At 42.9% G+C, this 16,811-nt stretch carries 16 protein-coding genes; 6 read left to right on the top strand and 10 right to left on the bottom strand.

Translation table 11 applies throughout. The features are described from left to right. Positions 1-87: 87 nt before the first annotated feature. Entirely contained in the window at positions 88-837 is a 750-nt protein-coding gene (locus EJA10_RS03285) for a phosphatase PAP2 family protein (protein WP_125478576.1), read from the top strand. 133 nt (positions 838-970) lie between these two features. Here EJA10_RS03285 and EJA10_RS03280 read toward each other — a convergent pair whose 3' ends face one another. The 9 genes from EJA10_RS03280 to EJA10_RS03240 form a co-directional block, all read right to left on the bottom strand. Further along, complete coding sequence (locus tag EJA10_RS03280; protein WP_125478575.1) at positions 971-2,389, bottom strand: NAD-dependent succinate-semialdehyde dehydrogenase; 1,419 nt, start codon at positions 2,387-2,389, stop codon at positions 971-973. A 50-nt stretch (positions 2,390-2,439) separates the two neighbouring features. Further along, on the bottom strand, positions 2,440-3,831 hold the full coding sequence (locus tag EJA10_RS03275; protein ID WP_125478574.1) for a hypothetical protein: 1,392 nt from the start codon (positions 3,829-3,831) through the stop codon (positions 2,440-2,442). A gap of 17 nt (positions 3,832-3,848) precedes the next feature. Further along, entirely contained in the window at positions 3,849-5,000 is a 1,152-nt protein-coding gene (locus EJA10_RS03270; protein WP_125478573.1) for an iron-containing alcohol dehydrogenase, read from the bottom strand. Positions 5,001-5,168: 168 nt separating this feature from the next. Continuing rightward, positions 5,169-6,830 carry a sigma-54 interaction domain-containing protein gene (locus tag EJA10_RS03265; RefSeq protein ID WP_246017668.1) on the bottom strand — a complete coding sequence of 554 codons (1,662 nt, stop codon included), beginning with the start codon at positions 6,828-6,830 and terminating at the stop codon, positions 5,169-5,171. Between the two features lie 358 nt (positions 6,831-7,188). Then, positions 7,189-7,356 (bottom strand): DUF4083 family protein, encoded by a 168-nt coding sequence (locus EJA10_RS03260; RefSeq protein ID WP_246017667.1) that lies wholly within the window; start codon positions 7,354-7,356, stop codon positions 7,189-7,191. A 405-nt stretch (positions 7,357-7,761) separates the two neighbouring features. Further along, on the bottom strand, positions 7,762-8,154 hold the full coding sequence (locus EJA10_RS03255; protein ID WP_125478572.1) for a hypothetical protein: 393 nt from the start codon (positions 8,152-8,154) through the stop codon (positions 7,762-7,764). Between the two features lie 4 nt (positions 8,155-8,158). Further along, positions 8,159-9,553 (bottom strand): sensor histidine kinase, encoded by a 1,395-nt coding sequence (locus EJA10_RS03250; RefSeq protein ID WP_125478571.1) that lies wholly within the window; start codon positions 9,551-9,553, stop codon positions 8,159-8,161. Beyond that, positions 9,550-10,221, bottom strand: a complete 672-nt coding sequence (locus EJA10_RS03245) for a response regulator transcription factor (protein WP_125478570.1) — start codon at positions 10,219-10,221, stop codon at positions 9,550-9,552. Before EJA10_RS03245 ends, EJA10_RS03250 begins: the two co-directional genes overlap by 4 nt. A gap of 41 nt (positions 10,222-10,262) precedes the next feature. Next, positions 10,263-12,413 carry an MMPL family transporter gene (locus EJA10_RS03240; protein WP_125478569.1) on the bottom strand — a complete coding sequence of 717 codons (2,151 nt, stop codon included), beginning with the start codon at positions 12,411-12,413 and terminating at the stop codon, positions 10,263-10,265. A gap of 274 nt (positions 12,414-12,687) precedes the next feature. On the opposite strand from EJA10_RS03240, the gene EJA10_RS03235 reads away from it, so the two are divergent. Together EJA10_RS03235 and EJA10_RS03230 are read left to right on the top strand one after the other, a co-directional pair. Further along, positions 12,688-13,128 (top strand): DUF4275 family protein, encoded by a 441-nt coding sequence (locus tag EJA10_RS03235; RefSeq protein WP_125478568.1) that lies wholly within the window; start codon positions 12,688-12,690, stop codon positions 13,126-13,128. 97 nt (positions 13,129-13,225) lie between these two features. After that, positions 13,226-13,645 (top strand): hypothetical protein, encoded by a 420-nt coding sequence (locus EJA10_RS03230; protein WP_125478567.1) that lies wholly within the window; start codon positions 13,226-13,228, stop codon positions 13,643-13,645. 56 nt (positions 13,646-13,701) lie between these two features. Here the strand turns inward: EJA10_RS03230 and EJA10_RS03225 are convergent, their stop codons facing one another. Continuing rightward, positions 13,702-14,052 carry a DUF2200 domain-containing protein gene (locus EJA10_RS03225; protein ID WP_125478566.1) on the bottom strand — a complete coding sequence of 117 codons (351 nt, stop codon included), beginning with the start codon at positions 14,050-14,052 and terminating at the stop codon, positions 13,702-13,704. A 777-nt stretch (positions 14,053-14,829) separates the two neighbouring features. On the opposite strand from EJA10_RS03225, the gene EJA10_RS03220 reads away from it, so the two are divergent. From EJA10_RS03220 to EJA10_RS03210, 3 genes are all read left to right on the top strand, one after another. After that, the gene (locus tag EJA10_RS03220) at positions 14,830-15,093 is read left to right on the top strand and encodes a hypothetical protein (protein ID WP_246017666.1); all 264 of its coding nucleotides are present in this window, start codon (positions 14,830-14,832) and stop codon (positions 15,091-15,093) included. 201 nt (positions 15,094-15,294) lie between these two features. Beyond that, the gene (gene trhA / locus EJA10_RS03215) at positions 15,295-15,933 is read left to right on the top strand and encodes a PAQR family membrane homeostasis protein TrhA (RefSeq protein WP_125478565.1); all 639 of its coding nucleotides are present in this window, start codon (positions 15,295-15,297) and stop codon (positions 15,931-15,933) included. A 38-nt stretch (positions 15,934-15,971) separates the two neighbouring features. Then, a complete protein-coding gene (locus EJA10_RS03210; protein WP_125478564.1) occupies positions 15,972-16,514 on the top strand; it encodes a GNAT family N-acetyltransferase in 543 nt (180 codons plus the stop codon). Positions 16,515-16,811: the final 297 nt, after the last annotated feature.

Below are 16,811 nucleotides of genomic sequence, written 5' to 3'. Positions count from 1 at the left end.
ACCGTCCCTCTGTTTTTTGGGGTTTGCATCATTTTCCTAAAGGGAATTCCTATTATGTATATAGGAGAAGGGAGGAACCGAGGGGATATGTGTGAAAAACAAACGAAAGCTAAAAACGTGATCCTTCCGATTCTTTTGGTCGCGATAGGGCTGGGAACGTCCATGGCTTTTCTCTACCTATTTGCAGAGCTTGCGGAAGAAATGCTGGAATCGGAGGTTAAGAGATTTGATGACAGTATCATTCAATTCTTCAAGCAGGTAAGTTCAGATACATTAGATGTCATCCTGTTTATTTTTACTGAACTCGGTTCGGTCTGGTTCCTGACAATCTTTTCAATCATCATCATAGCCACTCTTTGGGTAAAAAAGAAAGACAAATGGAGCATCCTCTTTTTCCTCATTGGCATCGGAGGGGGAGGCATCTTGACTAAGCTGTTAAAATACTATTTCGGCAGGGAACGACCATCCATTAATGAAACCATTGATGCAATCGGCTACAGCTTTCCAAGCGGCCATGCGATGGGCTCTTTAATTTTCTACGGTTTCTTGTGCTATTTCCTGATTCGCTCCGGTCTGAAAAAAACATTCAAATGGGCGGCGCTGTACATAGGTGGGGTAATGATTATGTTCATTGGCATCAGCAGGATCTATCTTGGGGCACATTATCCAAGCGACGTCATCGCCGGCTATCTGGCAGGCGGAATCTGGCTGATCCTCTGTATCCTCGCGCTGGAGTATGTAAAGTGGAGGAGTGCTTCATCAATAAAGCCGATCAAAGCATTCAAGAAGTTCATTGGACAGCAGTTGGAAAGAAAGATGAAAACGAAAACAAAGTGACATAGCCTCGTTTCTTTTAATGTACTGTAATGATTATTGTCCATTTGTAAAGGGGTTGCAAATCGGCTTGTGAAAGGTTACTTCATAGAGTAAAAGAAAGGCCAGTCAATGGTATACATGACTGGCCTTCTTTTTATAAACCTAATGAAATGTATTTCACTTCCAAGAATTCTTCGATCCCGTAATGTCCGCCTTCGCGTCCGAGACCGCTCTGTTTGAAGCCACCGAATGGTACTTGCGGTGTTGAAGGGAGGCCGTCATTTAGGCCGATGATTCCATATTCAAGTGCTTCGGTGATTCGGATTCCTCTTGATATGTTCTCCGTAAAGACATATGCAGCAAGGCCGAAGATTGAGTCGTTGGCACGTTCAATCGCTTCCTCTTCCGATTTGAAGGTTGTAACAGGTGCGACTGGTCCGAAAGTTTCTTCTGTCATACAAAGCATTTCATCATTTACGTTGGTAATGACGGTAGGGGCAAAGAATTGGTCTTTGACCAGGTCGCCGCCAGTCGCTACATTAGCTCCTTTTTCAATGGCATCCTGAATATGTCTTTGGACCTTATCAACGGCTGAATCATCGATGAGTGGACCTATATGGACACCCTCTTCAAGACCGTTGCCCACTCGAAGCTGCTCAACTTTTTCAATGAACTTGCTTGTGAATGCGTCGGCTATACTCTCGTGTACATAAATTCTGTTCGAGCAGACACAGGTCTGTCCGGCATTCCTGAATTTAGCAGCGATGACTCCGTCAACGGCCTTTTCAATATTTGCGTCGTCCATGATGATAACAGGGGCATGACCACCCAGTTCAAGTGATACCTTCTTAACTGTATCTGCTGATCCTCGCATCAACAGTTTGCCTACTTCTGTTGAGCCTGTAAACGTAAGCTTTCTGACTCGGGTATCCTCAAGCCATATCTTGCCGATCTCCTGAGCGTTCCCAGTGACAATATTTATGACTCCCTTAGGAAATCCTGCTTTCTCCGCGAGTTCGGCAAGCTTGAAGGCGGTGAGGGGACTTTGTTCTGCCGGTTTTACTACAACGGTGCATCCTGCAGCTAAAGCAGGTCCGACCTTTCTGGTAATCATGGCAGCAGGGAAATTCCAAGGAGTAATGGCTGCCACAACACCAACCGGCTGCTTTTGGACAAACAGGCGCTTGTTTCTTCCAGTAGCAGGGATGGTTTCTCCATAAATTCTCTTTCCTTCTTCTGCGTACCAGGAAAAGAATCCATTGGCATACGCGATTTCGCCAAGCGCTTCATTGAAAGGCTTTCCTTGTTCCATGGTAAGTGTTCTTGCAAGGTCTTCCTTATTCTCGTTGATCAAGTGATGCCATTTCCAAATGAGTTCAGCTCTTTCGTATGCTGAGTATGCTGACCATACTTTGAAGGCTGTATGAGCAGCATCGACAGCCTGTCTTGCTTCCTCAGCACCACCATTAGGGACGGTTGCGATTTTTTCCAATGTAGCAGGATTTACAACGTCAAAAGTTTCGAGTTCTGATCCGGTCCATTCTCCATTTATGAATAATGAATAGTTTTCCAAGGTAATGCCTCCTTAAAGCTTTGTTAGGTGTACTAGAGTCGTAAAAAGGTTTATGAAACATTCTTCAAATCTGTTTCTCTATTATCCTTCGTAAAAGTCTGATCGTTTTCTCCAATGAAGAAGCGCTTACCATAGATGAGCAGACATAAAAGGATTCCAACAGCAAACGCCCATGTAGCACCTTTAGTAGCCAGTACGGCACCAGTAACACCGGCGATACCGAGGTCACGCTGACTGCGGGCCTCAAGAATACCAATCTTGACGCTGACATATCCCTGGATTAACAATGTCAATGCAAGTGCAACGCCAAGTATAGGCTGGACTAAGCTGACAATCGGAAGTAATAACAGCCCAGTATTTGTACCCCAGCGGAACGAACCAGAGCCTCCGAAAATAGAGTTCATGGCTTTTTTACCTTCCTTAAAACGCTCGACAATGACAACCTGCATGGCAGCCCACATCGGTCCGCACATCGTAACATCAGGTCCGAGGATACTCATCAATGCATTACGGCCACCAAAGATTAAATGAGCCCTGTTTGGATTATAATCAATCTTTTCATCTTTTCGGTTCTCTGCTGCTTCATCTACCAATGCCTTGCTTTGAAGGACATCACCGAAAAGAACAATATAAGTGGCAAGGACGGTTGGCAAACCTGTCAGGAACATCATCAAAGGAGGGAAGCCTAATCCAAAGACGGTATACTCATTCCAAAGGGTGGCAAAATCAGGTTTGCTGATCCCCCATTCAATTTTCGGCCAAGGAGCTTCTCTAAAGATAGGTGCGAGGATAATAGCTAAAGCAATGATTGGAAATATCCCTAGCTTTGAAAAGAACATCCAGAATTTATTGCGTAATTTAAGTTGCTGAAAATGCTGAGAAAAAATTAGATAAAATGCAATACCGATTGCAATTGAAATCGTCCACGGGAATGACTCAAACCTGCCCCCAACTTGGAATACTGAAATGACAGCTGCAAATCCAGCTCCCATGATTATGCCGGATTTCAGAGCAGGAGGAACAAGACTGACCACTTTTTTCGCCATTCCTGTAACACCTAACAGGATTGAAAAGAGCCCCAGTGTCAACTGGAATCCAATAAGGGCATAGACTCGCTCATTTCCTTCAGGGAAAGTAGATACATAAGTCATAATTAGTGGTATAGCAGGTGTGATCCATCCAGGTACCACTGGGTCGCCCAGTAGATGATGGGTAAGGTAGAGCAATCCATTCAACATAACCACTGCAAGAGCTACTTCAAACGGCATTCCGAGCAGTTCGGTCATCAAAGGGATAGCTGCTAAATCAACAGCACACAATAATAACCCTTGTACATAATCCGGCCATTCAAAACGATAGTGAATAAATGGAAGCCTGAGTTTAAAAGGCCCTAATGGGATATATGGTGATTCTTGCATATCTTCACGATTTTTCCACATAATTGATTCTCCTTGTAAGTTTAATAGGCGGAACGATAGATAGCTTCGATATCATCTGTTGATAAAACTCTTGGGTTATTTTTTAATAGTCTTGTAATTTCAGTGGCGTCCTCTGCCATGGAACGGATATCTTCCTCAGGTATGTCAAATGCTCTCATGCCATTTGGAATATTGACTATTTCGCATAATTGACGCATTTTCTGTACAGCTAAGTTGGCTGCATCTGTATCGCTAAGCCCCGCCGTATTCTCTCCAAGTGCTTCTGCAATATCGCGGAAGCGCTCAGGACAAGCAATTTTGTTCCACTCCATCACAAAGGGAAGAAGAAGGGCATTGCTTACACCATGAGGAATATGATACCTGCCGCCAAGAGGATAGGCAAGAGCGTGAACCGCTGCGACCCCGGCGTTGCCAAAAGCCATGCCTGCCATTAAGCTTGCGGTCGCCATACTTTCTCTGGCCTGGATATTATTTGGATTTGCGTAGGCTTTGGGCAGATCCTTTGCAATCATTTTCATCGCCCCGATTGCCAATGCGTCTGTGATCGGCGAAGCATTGTTTGAAATATATGCTTCGATTGCATGTACAAGCGAATCGATTCCGCTTGCTGCTGTCACTGATTTTGGCATGGTAAGTGTCATTTCAGGTGAGACGATCGCTACATCAGGAAGAAGGTAATCGCTTACAATTCCTTTTTTTAATTGTGCTTCTGTGTCTGATAAAATTGCAATATTCGTCACCTCTGAACCTGTTCCCGCGGTAGTGGGGATGGCGATTATAGGAGCGCCTTTTTCCGGGACGAGATCGGTTCCGATTAAGTCCTGAAGAGTTCCATTAAACCCAGCATAAGCTGAAACGGCCTTCGCAATATCGATTGCACTGCCACCGCCAAGTGCAATCAGGCCATCGTGTTGTCCATCAACATACACATCCTTGCACTCCTGGACGAGAGCAAGCTCCGGTTCGGGCTTCACTCCAGTATACATCCCGTAAGAAAGCCCTTCCAATAGATTGATGGCTTTTTCAGTCACACCGATTTTTACCAGAATGTCATCTGTTACGATTAAGGGGTTTTTCATATGCAGTCTTACTGCTTCTTCTCGGAGTCGGGTGGTAGCTCCGTTTCCTGTAATCAATTTGTTTGCAATTTTAAATGTTGAGACCGCATTCATGTTGAAATCTCTCCTTTCAATATAATGAAATAGGATGCAAGTTCCGTGCCAATATTCAAATAATCAGAAAAAAGCCTTAAAATAGACATATTTTAAGGCTGCAAAAAGTTCACATATTTATCACATGCGATTATAAAAATAATCAAAGTGGTGTTTTTGAATACAATTCTAATCAGACAAATTCCATTTCTTCATTTTTTGGACGATGGTTCCCTGGCTAACTTGCAGAGCATCAGCTGCCTTTCTGGTTGTTCGATACTTTTTCAGTGCCCGTTTAATTAAATCCCTCTCCAAATGCTCGACAGCTGTTCTTAATGGCATAATATACGTTCTAGTAACAGGAGTGTGAGGAGGAAGATCTCTTAATTCCTCGGGTAGATCCCGGATACCAATCTCATCCGGCATCGTCGTCACGACCAGCCTTTCGATGATATTCATCAATTGCCGGATGTTTCCCGGCCATTTATATTCCACTAAAGAATCTAGAGCTTCAATCGATATCGTTTTTTCATATTCATATTTTTGGTTGAAAAGCCTTAAGTAGTGATCAATTAACGGGATTAATTCCTTTTTCCGTTCCCTGAGAGCAGGGATCGTGATTGGTACAACACTCAAACGGTAAAAAAGGTCTTCTCTGAAGGTTCCTTCTTTGACCATCTGCTTAAGATCCTTATGAGTTGCCGCAATAAACCTTACATCTACTTCCTTTGTTTTCGTCGAACCAACCGGAATGAATTTCTGCTCATCGATTACCTTTAACAGCTTTACCTGCAGCTCAAGCGGAAGGTCCCCGATTTCATCGAGAAATAAAGTTCCTTGATCGGCGATTTCCAATAACCCTTTTTTGCCTTTAGCTGAGGCTCCGGTAAAGGCTCCTGGTTCATAACCAAAAAGCTCAGCTTCTATCAGGTTAGCGGGGAATGCGCCACAGTTCACTTCGATAAAACTTCCGGTTGAGCGGGTGCTGTTTTTATGAATATATTTTGCAATCAAGGTCTTTCCAACACCGGTTTCTCCAAAGAGGAGGACTTTTACATCTGTTTTAGCGACATGCATCGCCAGTTCGTAAACCTTCTTTGTTTCGTCAGTTTGTATGATGGAATCGAGATCATAGCCATCACTATTCAGGACCCTGGAAGACTGCTGCAAATTCCTGATTTCCTGCAGATCCTCAATTTCATGTTTTAAATGAATAAGTTCGGTAATGTCCCTGACGTTGTTGATGACATACAGTACTTTTTTGTTTTTATCGTAAATCGGCGTCCCGGAAACAATGACATTCCTTTTATTATGAAGTGTTTGCATCATCGTGATGGGCCGTTTTTCTTTAATAACCTGGGTCGACACGGATTTAGAGATATAACCCGCCTTTACAAGATCATCCATGTGGAATCCTACAAGCTGCTCCTGTTCAATTCCTGTAATCCGTTCATATGCTTTATTCACTTTGAGGGTAATTCCATTCCCATCCGTTATATAAATTCCATCATAGGATGAATTAATAATTTCGGTAAAGGCATCACTGGATATAATTCGGGTATATTCAGAATCTGAACTATTCGGAAGTTCTGGTTGAACCCGGCTTAATGTGGAAGTACTCATTAAGCCAGATATTTCTTCATTGATTCTGCCTTTTTCAATAGCTTCATGCAAATTAGTTATTGTAAAGTAACCTTTGGCTTCAACGTGTTCGTCCACAACCTCCAGAAAATCTCTGCCAGAAGAGATAAACAATTGCATCGCCTGCTGCACACGATCCGTCATTTTCAGATTCATTCCGTTCACCAACTTCATTAATTGAATTAATATAGATGTCCTTATTGTAGACAAGAACCCGCCTGCTGGCAAAGGCACTGAAACAGGGGGACGGTTCTTGTGTTTTCATTCATATTATGGGAGTGGAGATACATTAAGTTTTGTATGGATTTTTTTACTACTACTGTAGAGGGGAAAGTGGGCGCAGTTCATGGTCGGATTAAAATTAAAAAAGGTTAAAGAAGTAGGTTCTTCGAGCCAAAGGCGAATCAGAAAACCATTCTCGCAACTGAAATATGGAGATTCTATTCTAGAGGTATAATTGCAAAAACAATTATCTAACGAGTAGAAACAGAGGTAGAAACAGAGGGACGGTTCTTGTGTTTTCATTCCATATGCGGAGTGAAACAGTAGAACCGTCCCTGTGTTTTAATCATTCTTTTGGTTGTTGTCTGGCTGCGCGATCCAATTTTTCTTCGATTCGATCTAACTGTTCTTTTCTTTTCTTGGAGGAACGAACAAAGTAAATAATGGCTGCAATCAGGCTGAATGGAATTAATAGTGTAAATAACTGAAAAATAATGTCTCCAATGTTCAACATTTCTATCACCTCGGGGGGAATGTATTATACAATTTATTGTTAATTAACTACTGTTCCTTTTTATTTTTCTATTTCTTACTACTCCGTAAATTGTAAGAGCGATTATAAATAGAAATAAAATAGTATAAGTCACAGTAAAACCTATATTATTCTGGCTGTAATTTTCACAAGCAATGATTCCCATTGCGATCGCATTGATAGAAAGACTTATTAATATCAATGGATGAAACTTTGTCCCTTCCATTATTTACCGAACCTCCGCTTCTACTATTCTATCATATGTTATTCGTTCTATAGCACATATCTCTGATATAATATCTAATCCAAAAGATGACCTACTCTCAAATGTGAGTAGGTCATCTTTTCTATGTTTTCCTGGTAAAAACAGGAGAACCGTCCCTCTGTTTACCTGCTCTTTTCGATAAAGAAGGTTACGAATACGAATAGGATGAAGGCTAGCAGGAGGAGGGAGCCTCCGGCGATGAATAGGATCATGGTGATGGTGTCGTCTAGGTTGAATGGGTTTAGGTTGTACATCCACATTCCGATGGTGAGTCCTAATGAGCCGATCATGCCTAGGATGCTGTGTATGGCGACTAGTTTTTTGTATTTGATTTGATAGTTTTTGTAAAAGATTCCCCAGGCGAATACGGATAGCCAGCCGACTAACAGGATGTGGGCGTGGATGGGGCGCATGGCGTAATCCATTGCGCCGGCCATGTGGGAGCCCAGGAAAGTTCCGATTAGTCCGAAGACTGCTGAAAATCGTATAAGTCGAATACTCCAAGTTTGTTCCATTTTTTTATTCCTCCGTTTGTTTTTCTATCGGGAGCTTTATGGTAAAAGTTGTTCCTTTTTGAATCTCACTCTCCACTTCAATAGTTCCGTTGTGTAATTCAATGATATGTTTGACGATGGACAGGCCCAAACCTGTTCCGTCTTTCTTACGGGCGGCATCGACCCGGTAAAAGCGTTCGAAAGCCTTTGAGGCTTGTTCCGCGTTCATGCCGATTCCGGTATCCGAAAAGGTAATGGTGACCCATCCATCGTTTTGAGTCAGTTGGATAAAAATACTGCCGTCAGCCTGATTATATTTAATCGCATTTGTCAGCAGGTTGTCCCAGACCGTCATCAATAATTCCGGATCTGCCAAAATCGGGGCAGGGGGGAGGTGGTAGGAGATTTCAATTTCCTTTTCCTCCAGTCGCCATTGATGCCTTCTGACTGTATCCTTGATTTGCGAGTCAACCCTGATGACCGATAGCTTCATCGGATACGATTTTTGGTCCAGGGAGGTTAGCAGCAGCAATTGCTTCGTCAAATTGGACAGCCTCTTGGACTCCTGGTCAATGATTTCAACATATTCCCGATGCTCGTCGTCAAGCTGCTGCGTTTTCAACAGCTCAGCATATCCCTGAATATTCATCAACGGGGACTGAAAATCATGGGAAACGTTATTTATGAAACTTTTTCGCGCTTCATCATTGTGCTGCAATTGAGTCTGCATGATGCTGAAGCTCTCGGCAAGCTGGCCGATTTCATCCTTCCGACGGATGTTCAAAGGGAAGGTGAAATTTTCTCTTGTGATTTCCCTGGTCGCTTCCGTCAGCTTGGTGATGGGCTTGATCAAATGTTTGGCAAACCAAATCACTCCGCTGACGCTCACGATTGAAACTGCGACAAAGAACCAGGCGAAAATAACATGTACATCAGAAAAAAGCATTTTATTATTCGGTCTCAGGTATAAGCCGAAGTCCTGATCGCCAATCGTGAAGGGGACGCCAACGGTATTATCAAGCTGATTGGAAAAATGGCTCATCATCAGCCATGGAGAAGGTGAATGGTCCATCCCGTGATAGACTTCCTTCTCCTCAATCACATTCAGTGCCTCAACTGGCAGGTTCTTTTTCGAAAAAGGTTCCCCAAAATCGAATTCCTCGCCGTTTTCGCTCAAAACATAAATCTGGTAGCCAAGTTTACTGACCGAATCAAGATAAGCCTCGAAGCTTAAATGGGTGGTCGAATGCATTTGTTCAAGACTTGAGGCCACCTCTTGGGCAATGGCAACATTCTGCTGATCAATCTTGCCTCTTGTCGAATTCATATAGACGACATTGGCCAGTATAAAGGCAATCAGAATGCTGATTCCCAGAATGAGCAGGGTGGCAGTGATGAATTTCCTGTACAATGTTCTCATTTCAATTCCTCAAGTCTGTAACCGATCCCGCGGATGGTCTGGATTTCTAATGTTGCCTGATGCTTCTTCAAACGGTCACGGATCCTGTTGATATGGGTGTTAAGCGTTTGTTCGCTGCCTTCGTAGTCGGCTCCCCACGCCTGTTCAATCAATATCGCACGGGGAGTGGTCTTATTCATCCTTGATGCAAGGATGCTCAGCAGCTCGAATTCCTTCAAGGGAAACAGAATGGTCTCCTGATTGATCTCAACTTCAAAACTGTTGCGGTCGATCCTCATATTGCCAGCCTGGATGACCGAATCGATGACCTTCTGCATCCTCCTTAATACGACCGCAACCCTGAACAAAAGCTCCTTTACTTCGAAAGGCTTCACAATATAATCTTCGCTGCCCGACAGGAAGCCTTCCTCCTTATCGCTCAACTGGCCCTTCGCAGTGAGGAGGATGACAGGTATCTCATAATCATCGGTCAGAATTTTCGTCAGCTCGAATCCATTCATTCCTGGCATCATCACATCGACAACTGCGAGATCGACGTTTTGACTTTCAAGCAGGGACAAGGCCTCCTCGGCATCATTGGACTTGAAGACCTGATATCCCTCCTGGGTCAAATGGATGGTCACAAGTCTTTGAATATTTACATCATCATCAACAACAAGTATTCTCATTTTTTACGCCTCCTTAAGGGTAAAAAGGAGAGCCTTCACCCTTATTGAATCTCGACGCTTGATTGTTTTTCTTTTTCACTATCGACGTTCGTTTCCTTATCTTTTTCAAAGAAAAGAATCAGGGCAGGCAATAGCATGCCGCGGACGAGGAAAGTGTCAATCAGGATTCCGATAGCGACCATGAAACCAAATATGAACAAGTCAGCGATCGGCATTGTTGTCAAGGCAGCGAACGTAGCTGCTAATATGACACCTGCGGATGAAATCACTCCGCCTGTGTTGCGGATGGCAATTTCCAGGGCATCCTTCACCTTATGCTTAGAACGTTCTTCGATAAAACGAGATGCCAGGATAATATTATAATCGATTCCCAGTGCGACCAGGAAGATGAATGCATAGACTGGTACCCGGGTACTGATGGCGTCATATCCGTATATCACGTCGATCAGATATACACCAAGTCCAAGGGCAGAGGCATAGGAAAGCAAGATGGTTGCCATCATATAAATCGGCATTTTCCACTGTCGGGTCAAAACGACGAGCAACCCAAGAATCAGCACCGTTTCCAGCAAAGCGATCTTTATGATGTCGCTATTGTTGTAGTCACGCTCATCCACCAGTTTCGGAGTGACGCCGCTAAAATAGGTGGTAGCATCAACGCCCAGATCATCGATGAACTTTGAAGCTTTTGTTTGCAGCTCCTGAATATAGTCCATTGCTTCTACTGTGTATGGATTCATAGCGAGCGCGATACTGAATTTGGCTGCCTCCTGATCATTGGTTAATCCGGCCAGGCGGACAGAAGCGATTTCCTTTTCAGCTTTCAGTTTTTCCGTAATCTTCATGGTATCTTCTTCTGTTAATGGATTTTCGCTTTCAATTAATAGGGTAGTAGGGGCAAGTTCCCCCTTATCATATCTCTGTTCTACTATTTCATATCCAACCCGGGAAGGCAAATCCTCCGGGAAGCTTTTGACCATGTCGAATTCATAATTCATATTGAAAATGTTCAGCGCGGAAAGGACCAGGAACACGGCGACAATTCCGCCGGAAATGCCAGGCTTGTTGACAACAAATTTGGCAATCGGTCCCCACACACCATGCTTGACCTCTTTTTCAACACCGTACTTCGGTACCTTGGGCCAAAACGCCTTGCGACCGAATAAGGTGAACAATGCGGGCACCAGGGTAACGGAAGCAAGCATGATGAAGAACATCGCCAGCCCGAATACCGGAGCAAAGTTCTGGTAATCACGGAAATCCGCGAACAGGAGCACAAGCATCGCAGCCAAAACAGTTCCGCCAGCGAAGAAAACAGGCTCGCCCGTCGCGCGCATCGCATGCTTCATCGCTTCAAACTTACTTTCATGGATGTTCAGCTCTTCACGGAAGCGTGAGAATACAAACAACGAATAATCAATGACTGCTGCGAACAAAAGGATTCCCATGATCGAAGTCGTCTGATTATTGATTTCAAGCCCGCCCGCTCCCATGAGGGCGACACTCTGGTTGACAACTTGATAGACAATCATCGTTGCCATTAATGGGATGATGGCCAACAGCGGTGAGCGGTAAATGACAATCAGAAGGACCAGGATGATGCCGACTGTTGCCATTAACAGCACGAAATCAGCACGTTCGAAAAGCTTGATTGTATCACCGGAAATACCGGCAGGACCTGTAATATAGAATGAAGTGCTTTCAAGCTTGTCAGCAATAGCTGTCCCAATCTCGGTTGCGTGATCATTGATTTCAGCATAAGCATCGTTTCCGAGGCCTTGTTCAAGCTCCATCGGGACAATCATCGTCGACTGATCCTCAGAGATGAACGAGCCCAACGCCTGTGGAGGCAGTGCACGAGTGTCAACGATGTTTTCAATCCCTTCAATGTTTTCAGAAATGATTCCATCAAGGATTTGATTCACTTCATCGAGATTGATTTCGCCATTCTTATTGTGAAAGACAAGAATACCTGGCGTACCCTGTTCATTCGGAAATAAATCCTCCGTTTTATTTTGCGCGATGACCGACGCTGCTTCATCCGGCAACGACTGGAAGTTGGTCACCTTATAATCGGCAAGCTTAGGACCAGCACTTAAGCCGACCATCAAGACCAGCCAGGCGATCAGCGTAATCCACATCCCGCGTTTGGTTGAAACCCGGTCCGTGATGGAATAAAGCATTTTCTTCATGAATAAGCCTCCTATGATAAAAAAATGATGTATTTGTAACCCTCAGGCACGTTCTATTTAAAAACTGCGCCCTAGACAATGAACATCATAAACGATGAAAATAAACACAACCTCAACTTTCAGTTACAATTTAAGAAACAGGGGGACGGTTCTCCTGTTTTTGGAAAAACAGAAGAACCGTCCCCTCGTTTTCAACTTAAGAGAATCAGAAACAAAGGAAAAGACCATTCAAATGGAGAATGAATAGGAAGGCAAGCATTAAAGGAGATTCGTCATGGAGTTTGTACATAAACTAGCAAGCAAAAAAATTAAAGTCAGCAGTTCGGATGCGAGCGGAGACCAATTGCGGAAGAAGTGGGAGGAAGTATTCGCCGCACATTTAACAGCATTGGAAAAAAGGCAAATTCACCTTCACAATTATAAAGGAGCGAACGGATATCTGTGGCATCTGTTCAGTTATGAAAAGAGAGATTGCAAGAAGGAGGAAGATGCAGATCTGGCATTTGACAAGCAATACAAAAACACTTGCCTGATCTTCTTCCAGCACTCTGATGAAGTACTACTCGTGGAAGAAGCCTCCGATTTGAAGGCAAAAGACCTTATACTGGCAGAAGGCGAGTACGCCGATTTATACATAGTCGACCAGGAGTTTAAATGGACATACATCGTAACCCACGAAAGAGGCTGGATCGGACCATTTTTCTGCAGGCGATAGAAACACAGGGGTGGTTTTGAAAACAGGGGGACGGTTCTCCTGTTTTTGGAAATACAGTAGAACCGTCCCTGTGTTTTGCCAAAAAGGGGGAATCGAAATGTTAATTCGAAAAATCGTATCGGCATTACTCACTACTGTGATTATGGTTATCTTATATTCACTACCTGAAAGCATTGGGCTAGGCCTGTTTTTTGGCATGTACCTGCTGCCAATTCTGCTAATCTACGGAATCCCAGCTTCCATCTTATCAGATATGCTCACCATGCGATCAAGTGGGTATCCGCGAATGGCCACAGCTGCCTTAATACATATATTCCCAGCTGCGCTATTCGTCGCCATCCCAACCTTTATTGAACAAGGAAACCTGCTAACCGGTTTATGGAGCAACGCGTTCTTCCTGCTGAGTGCCGTCATATCATCCTTCATCTTTTGGTGCTTTGACGAACTAATGAAAAGCAAAAGGATCAGAGGGAAATGCCTTGGAGTATTTAAGAGAATTGGAGATTTGAGGATATAACAGAGGGACGGTTCTCCTGTTTTGGGAAAAACAGGAGAACCGTCCCTGTGATTATATTACTTCCGTAGTATCTTTTCCATTGCTTTTCCCTTTGCCAACTCATCGATCAGCTTGTCCAGGTAACGAATTTCTCTCATGGTTGGTTCTTCGATGTCTTCCACTCTAACACCGCATACTACCCCTTTAATCAAATCTCTCGAAGGATTCATCTGGGGAGCTTCTGCAAAGAAGGTCTCAAAGTCTGTCTGTTTTTCCAGTATCGATTCCAATTCATCCTGGCTATACCCAGTCAGCCAGCTGATGATTTCATCAACTTCTGTTTTCGTACGTCCTTTTCTTTCTGCCTTATTTACATAATGTGGATATACACTTGCGAAACTCATTGTATAGATTTTATGTTTGCTCAAAGTACCTACTCCCTTATAAAGGTTTACTTCATTATAAAATGAAGAATTAGGCGGGTACAAACGTGTTTTTTTATTTCATGAATCAAAGGAAACTAACCCTAATGGAAAGAATAATAAAGAATATGATTTTGAAAAAAAGAGGTGGGTTGATGGTTAAGTCAGTGTTCACCAATAAAGGGAGTAAAAACACCATTTCCTATTTCGAAGGAAGCTCTTTCTTTCGCATGCTCCGCTTTGCCTTCTTATTATTTCTCTCCTTCTTATTGGTGTATATCTACTTTCTTTATCTTGCAGGCAACCTTCAAAAGACCATTATGCATATTTGGTCTAATCATAAGCAAATCATCATTGCCTCTGCGATTTTTATTACTTATACAGGGATTGTTTTTCAGTTGGGTATTTGGAGAGGGAGAAGAAGTTAAAAGTAATTATATTGCAATAGAAGGGAAGCATGGCCCATAGTCCGCCTCAATTACAATTGAAAAACATTTTCTTTTTAAAGATTCTATAAATACTACCCCGGATGCATCCAACAGACAAATACTAACTCGTTCATTAACTGCAACTCTGTTACTGCTGAATAAAGTTCTACCTTGAAAAACTTATGAGAAGGTTTATAGATGAATGTTGTATCACAGAGGGACGGTTCTCCTGTTTTGGGAAAAACAGGAGAACCGTCCCTGTGTTTTAACATATTTTGCTGAATGTATGCATTTGCCGTAACGGGTCTTGTCCTTTTTTCATTTTCTAATAGTAGTTAATAGAAAAGGGGGTGTAATGAAGATGCCGTGTGTGATTCCGGGTTTGACTCAGGATGTTTGTTTAACGATTATCTACAATGTGAGTTCTCAAAAGGTTAAAGATTCTTTCGTTTCATGTGTTAACTGCAAAGAGGGGGAAGCTTGCAGCCTTGCTGTTGATTTTAATCCTGTTAATACGGACCTTACCATCAGAGTCCCTTTCACTCTTGAAGGAGAACTTACCTTTACAGACAATTTCCAAGCATTTTGCGTAACGACAGGTATGAGTTTAGCGACTTAATAGGCAGTATGAAGCAAAGGGACCCCCTTTGCTTCTCTTTAAAATGTGCTAGCTGAATATGAATGAGAGTAGAAAAAGCAGAAGGCATCATCTAGCTTAGTCTCTAAAATTCACCTTTACTTTCATTAATGATATACTCATTTTCAAATATAATGATAGAAAAGGATAAACAGACTCATATTGAGTAAAGGAGTTATTAGCATGGCAAATGTACATATATTCACTAAGAGAGAAGAAATCGCCAACGCAATCATCCATGGTATCGGCGGACTGTTAAGCATCGCAGCCCTCGTCATCCTGATCGTGTTCGCTTCCCTATACGGAACAGCATGGCATGTCGTGAGTTTCACCTTATTTGGGGCGACCATGGTTCTGTTATATACATCATCAACACTCGTCCACAGCTTCCCGCCCGGAAAAGCAAAGGACGTCTTTGAAGTTATGGACCACTCATCTATCTATTTCTTCATCGCCGGCACCTATACACCATTCCTGTTCATCGCGGTAAAAGGAGCATTAGGATGGACGCTGTTCGGAATTGTATGGGGGCTTTCCATCGCAGGAACAGTCTTCAAATCCCTTTTCGTCAAACGATTCCTGCATACTTCAACAGCACTATACGTAGTCATGGGTTGGCTGATCGTCTTTGCCTGGGGACCACTGACACAGAATGTATCCTCACAAGGACTGCTGTTCCTGGTGATCGGAGGAGTCTTGTATACTGTAGGAGCCGTCTTCTACGTATGGCGTGGGTTCCATTACCACCATGCGATTTGGCATGTTTTTGTATTAGCCGGATCGATCATGCACTTTTTTGCGGTTATGAGTTTGTTGCCATGAAATCACAAAAATTCCGTGGGTGTTTGGAGGCGTATTGAATGCTTCATGTGAATATTAGAAGACCGACCCCTGAAGATCGAGAAAAGTTGAACGATTTTTTTAGAACGGTAATCATCGATACATTTATTAAAGAAGGTATTGGAAACCAATTAAATGATCTCAATGAAGAGATTGAAACAAAGAAAAGATACTTAACCAGTGATTTTGAAAGCACTGGTGAGGAAAGATATTTTTTAATAGCAGTCTTTGGGAATAAAATTATTGGTTCAATTGAATTTGGCCCAGCAAATGAAATCATAAGAAATGTTTCAAATCCTGCCTTTGAAGGACTTGTCGAGGTAGGTACAGTATTTGTCCATCCTGATTTCCAAAGGAGTGGAGTAGGGAATTTACTATTGAAGGCAATGTATGAGACATTACGAAATAACGGGATAAAAGAGTTTTGCCTAGATAGTGGATATAAAAGTGCACAACTTGTATGGAAAAAGAAATTTGGAGAACCAGATATTCTATTAAAAGACTATTGGGGCAAAAACTTTGACCATATGATTTGGAAAATAAAAATCAGGGAGCAAGAATAGGATTTATATTGAAGGCCGCTTGCATAGTTCATGTTGCATAGCTGTACGGAAGCCAGATAGCATCTGGAATTCAAACTTATCTGTCGGAATATATTTTATGAGAAGGCTAGCAGAACGCCCACAAATCTTGAACCTCGTTTTGAAGAGTTTGGTGGCGAAAATAATTGCGGTGGATTGAGAGGAATATGGAAAGAAGCAGCGGGACGTAACCTATGCATCTTGTTTCACTATGTAAACCTTCAGTGGAACATGGTAAGGAAGCCCTGCTGTTATTCCGTTTGGAAGCATTAGGACGTC

The organism is Mesobacillus subterraneus (assembly GCF_003937825.1).
Taxonomy (GTDB): domain Bacteria; phylum Bacillota; class Bacilli; order Bacillales; family Cytobacillaceae; genus Mesobacillus; species Mesobacillus subterraneus.
The sequence above is the reverse complement of the archived record's forward strand: the minus strand, read 5'-3'. Positions and strand labels throughout refer to the sequence as shown.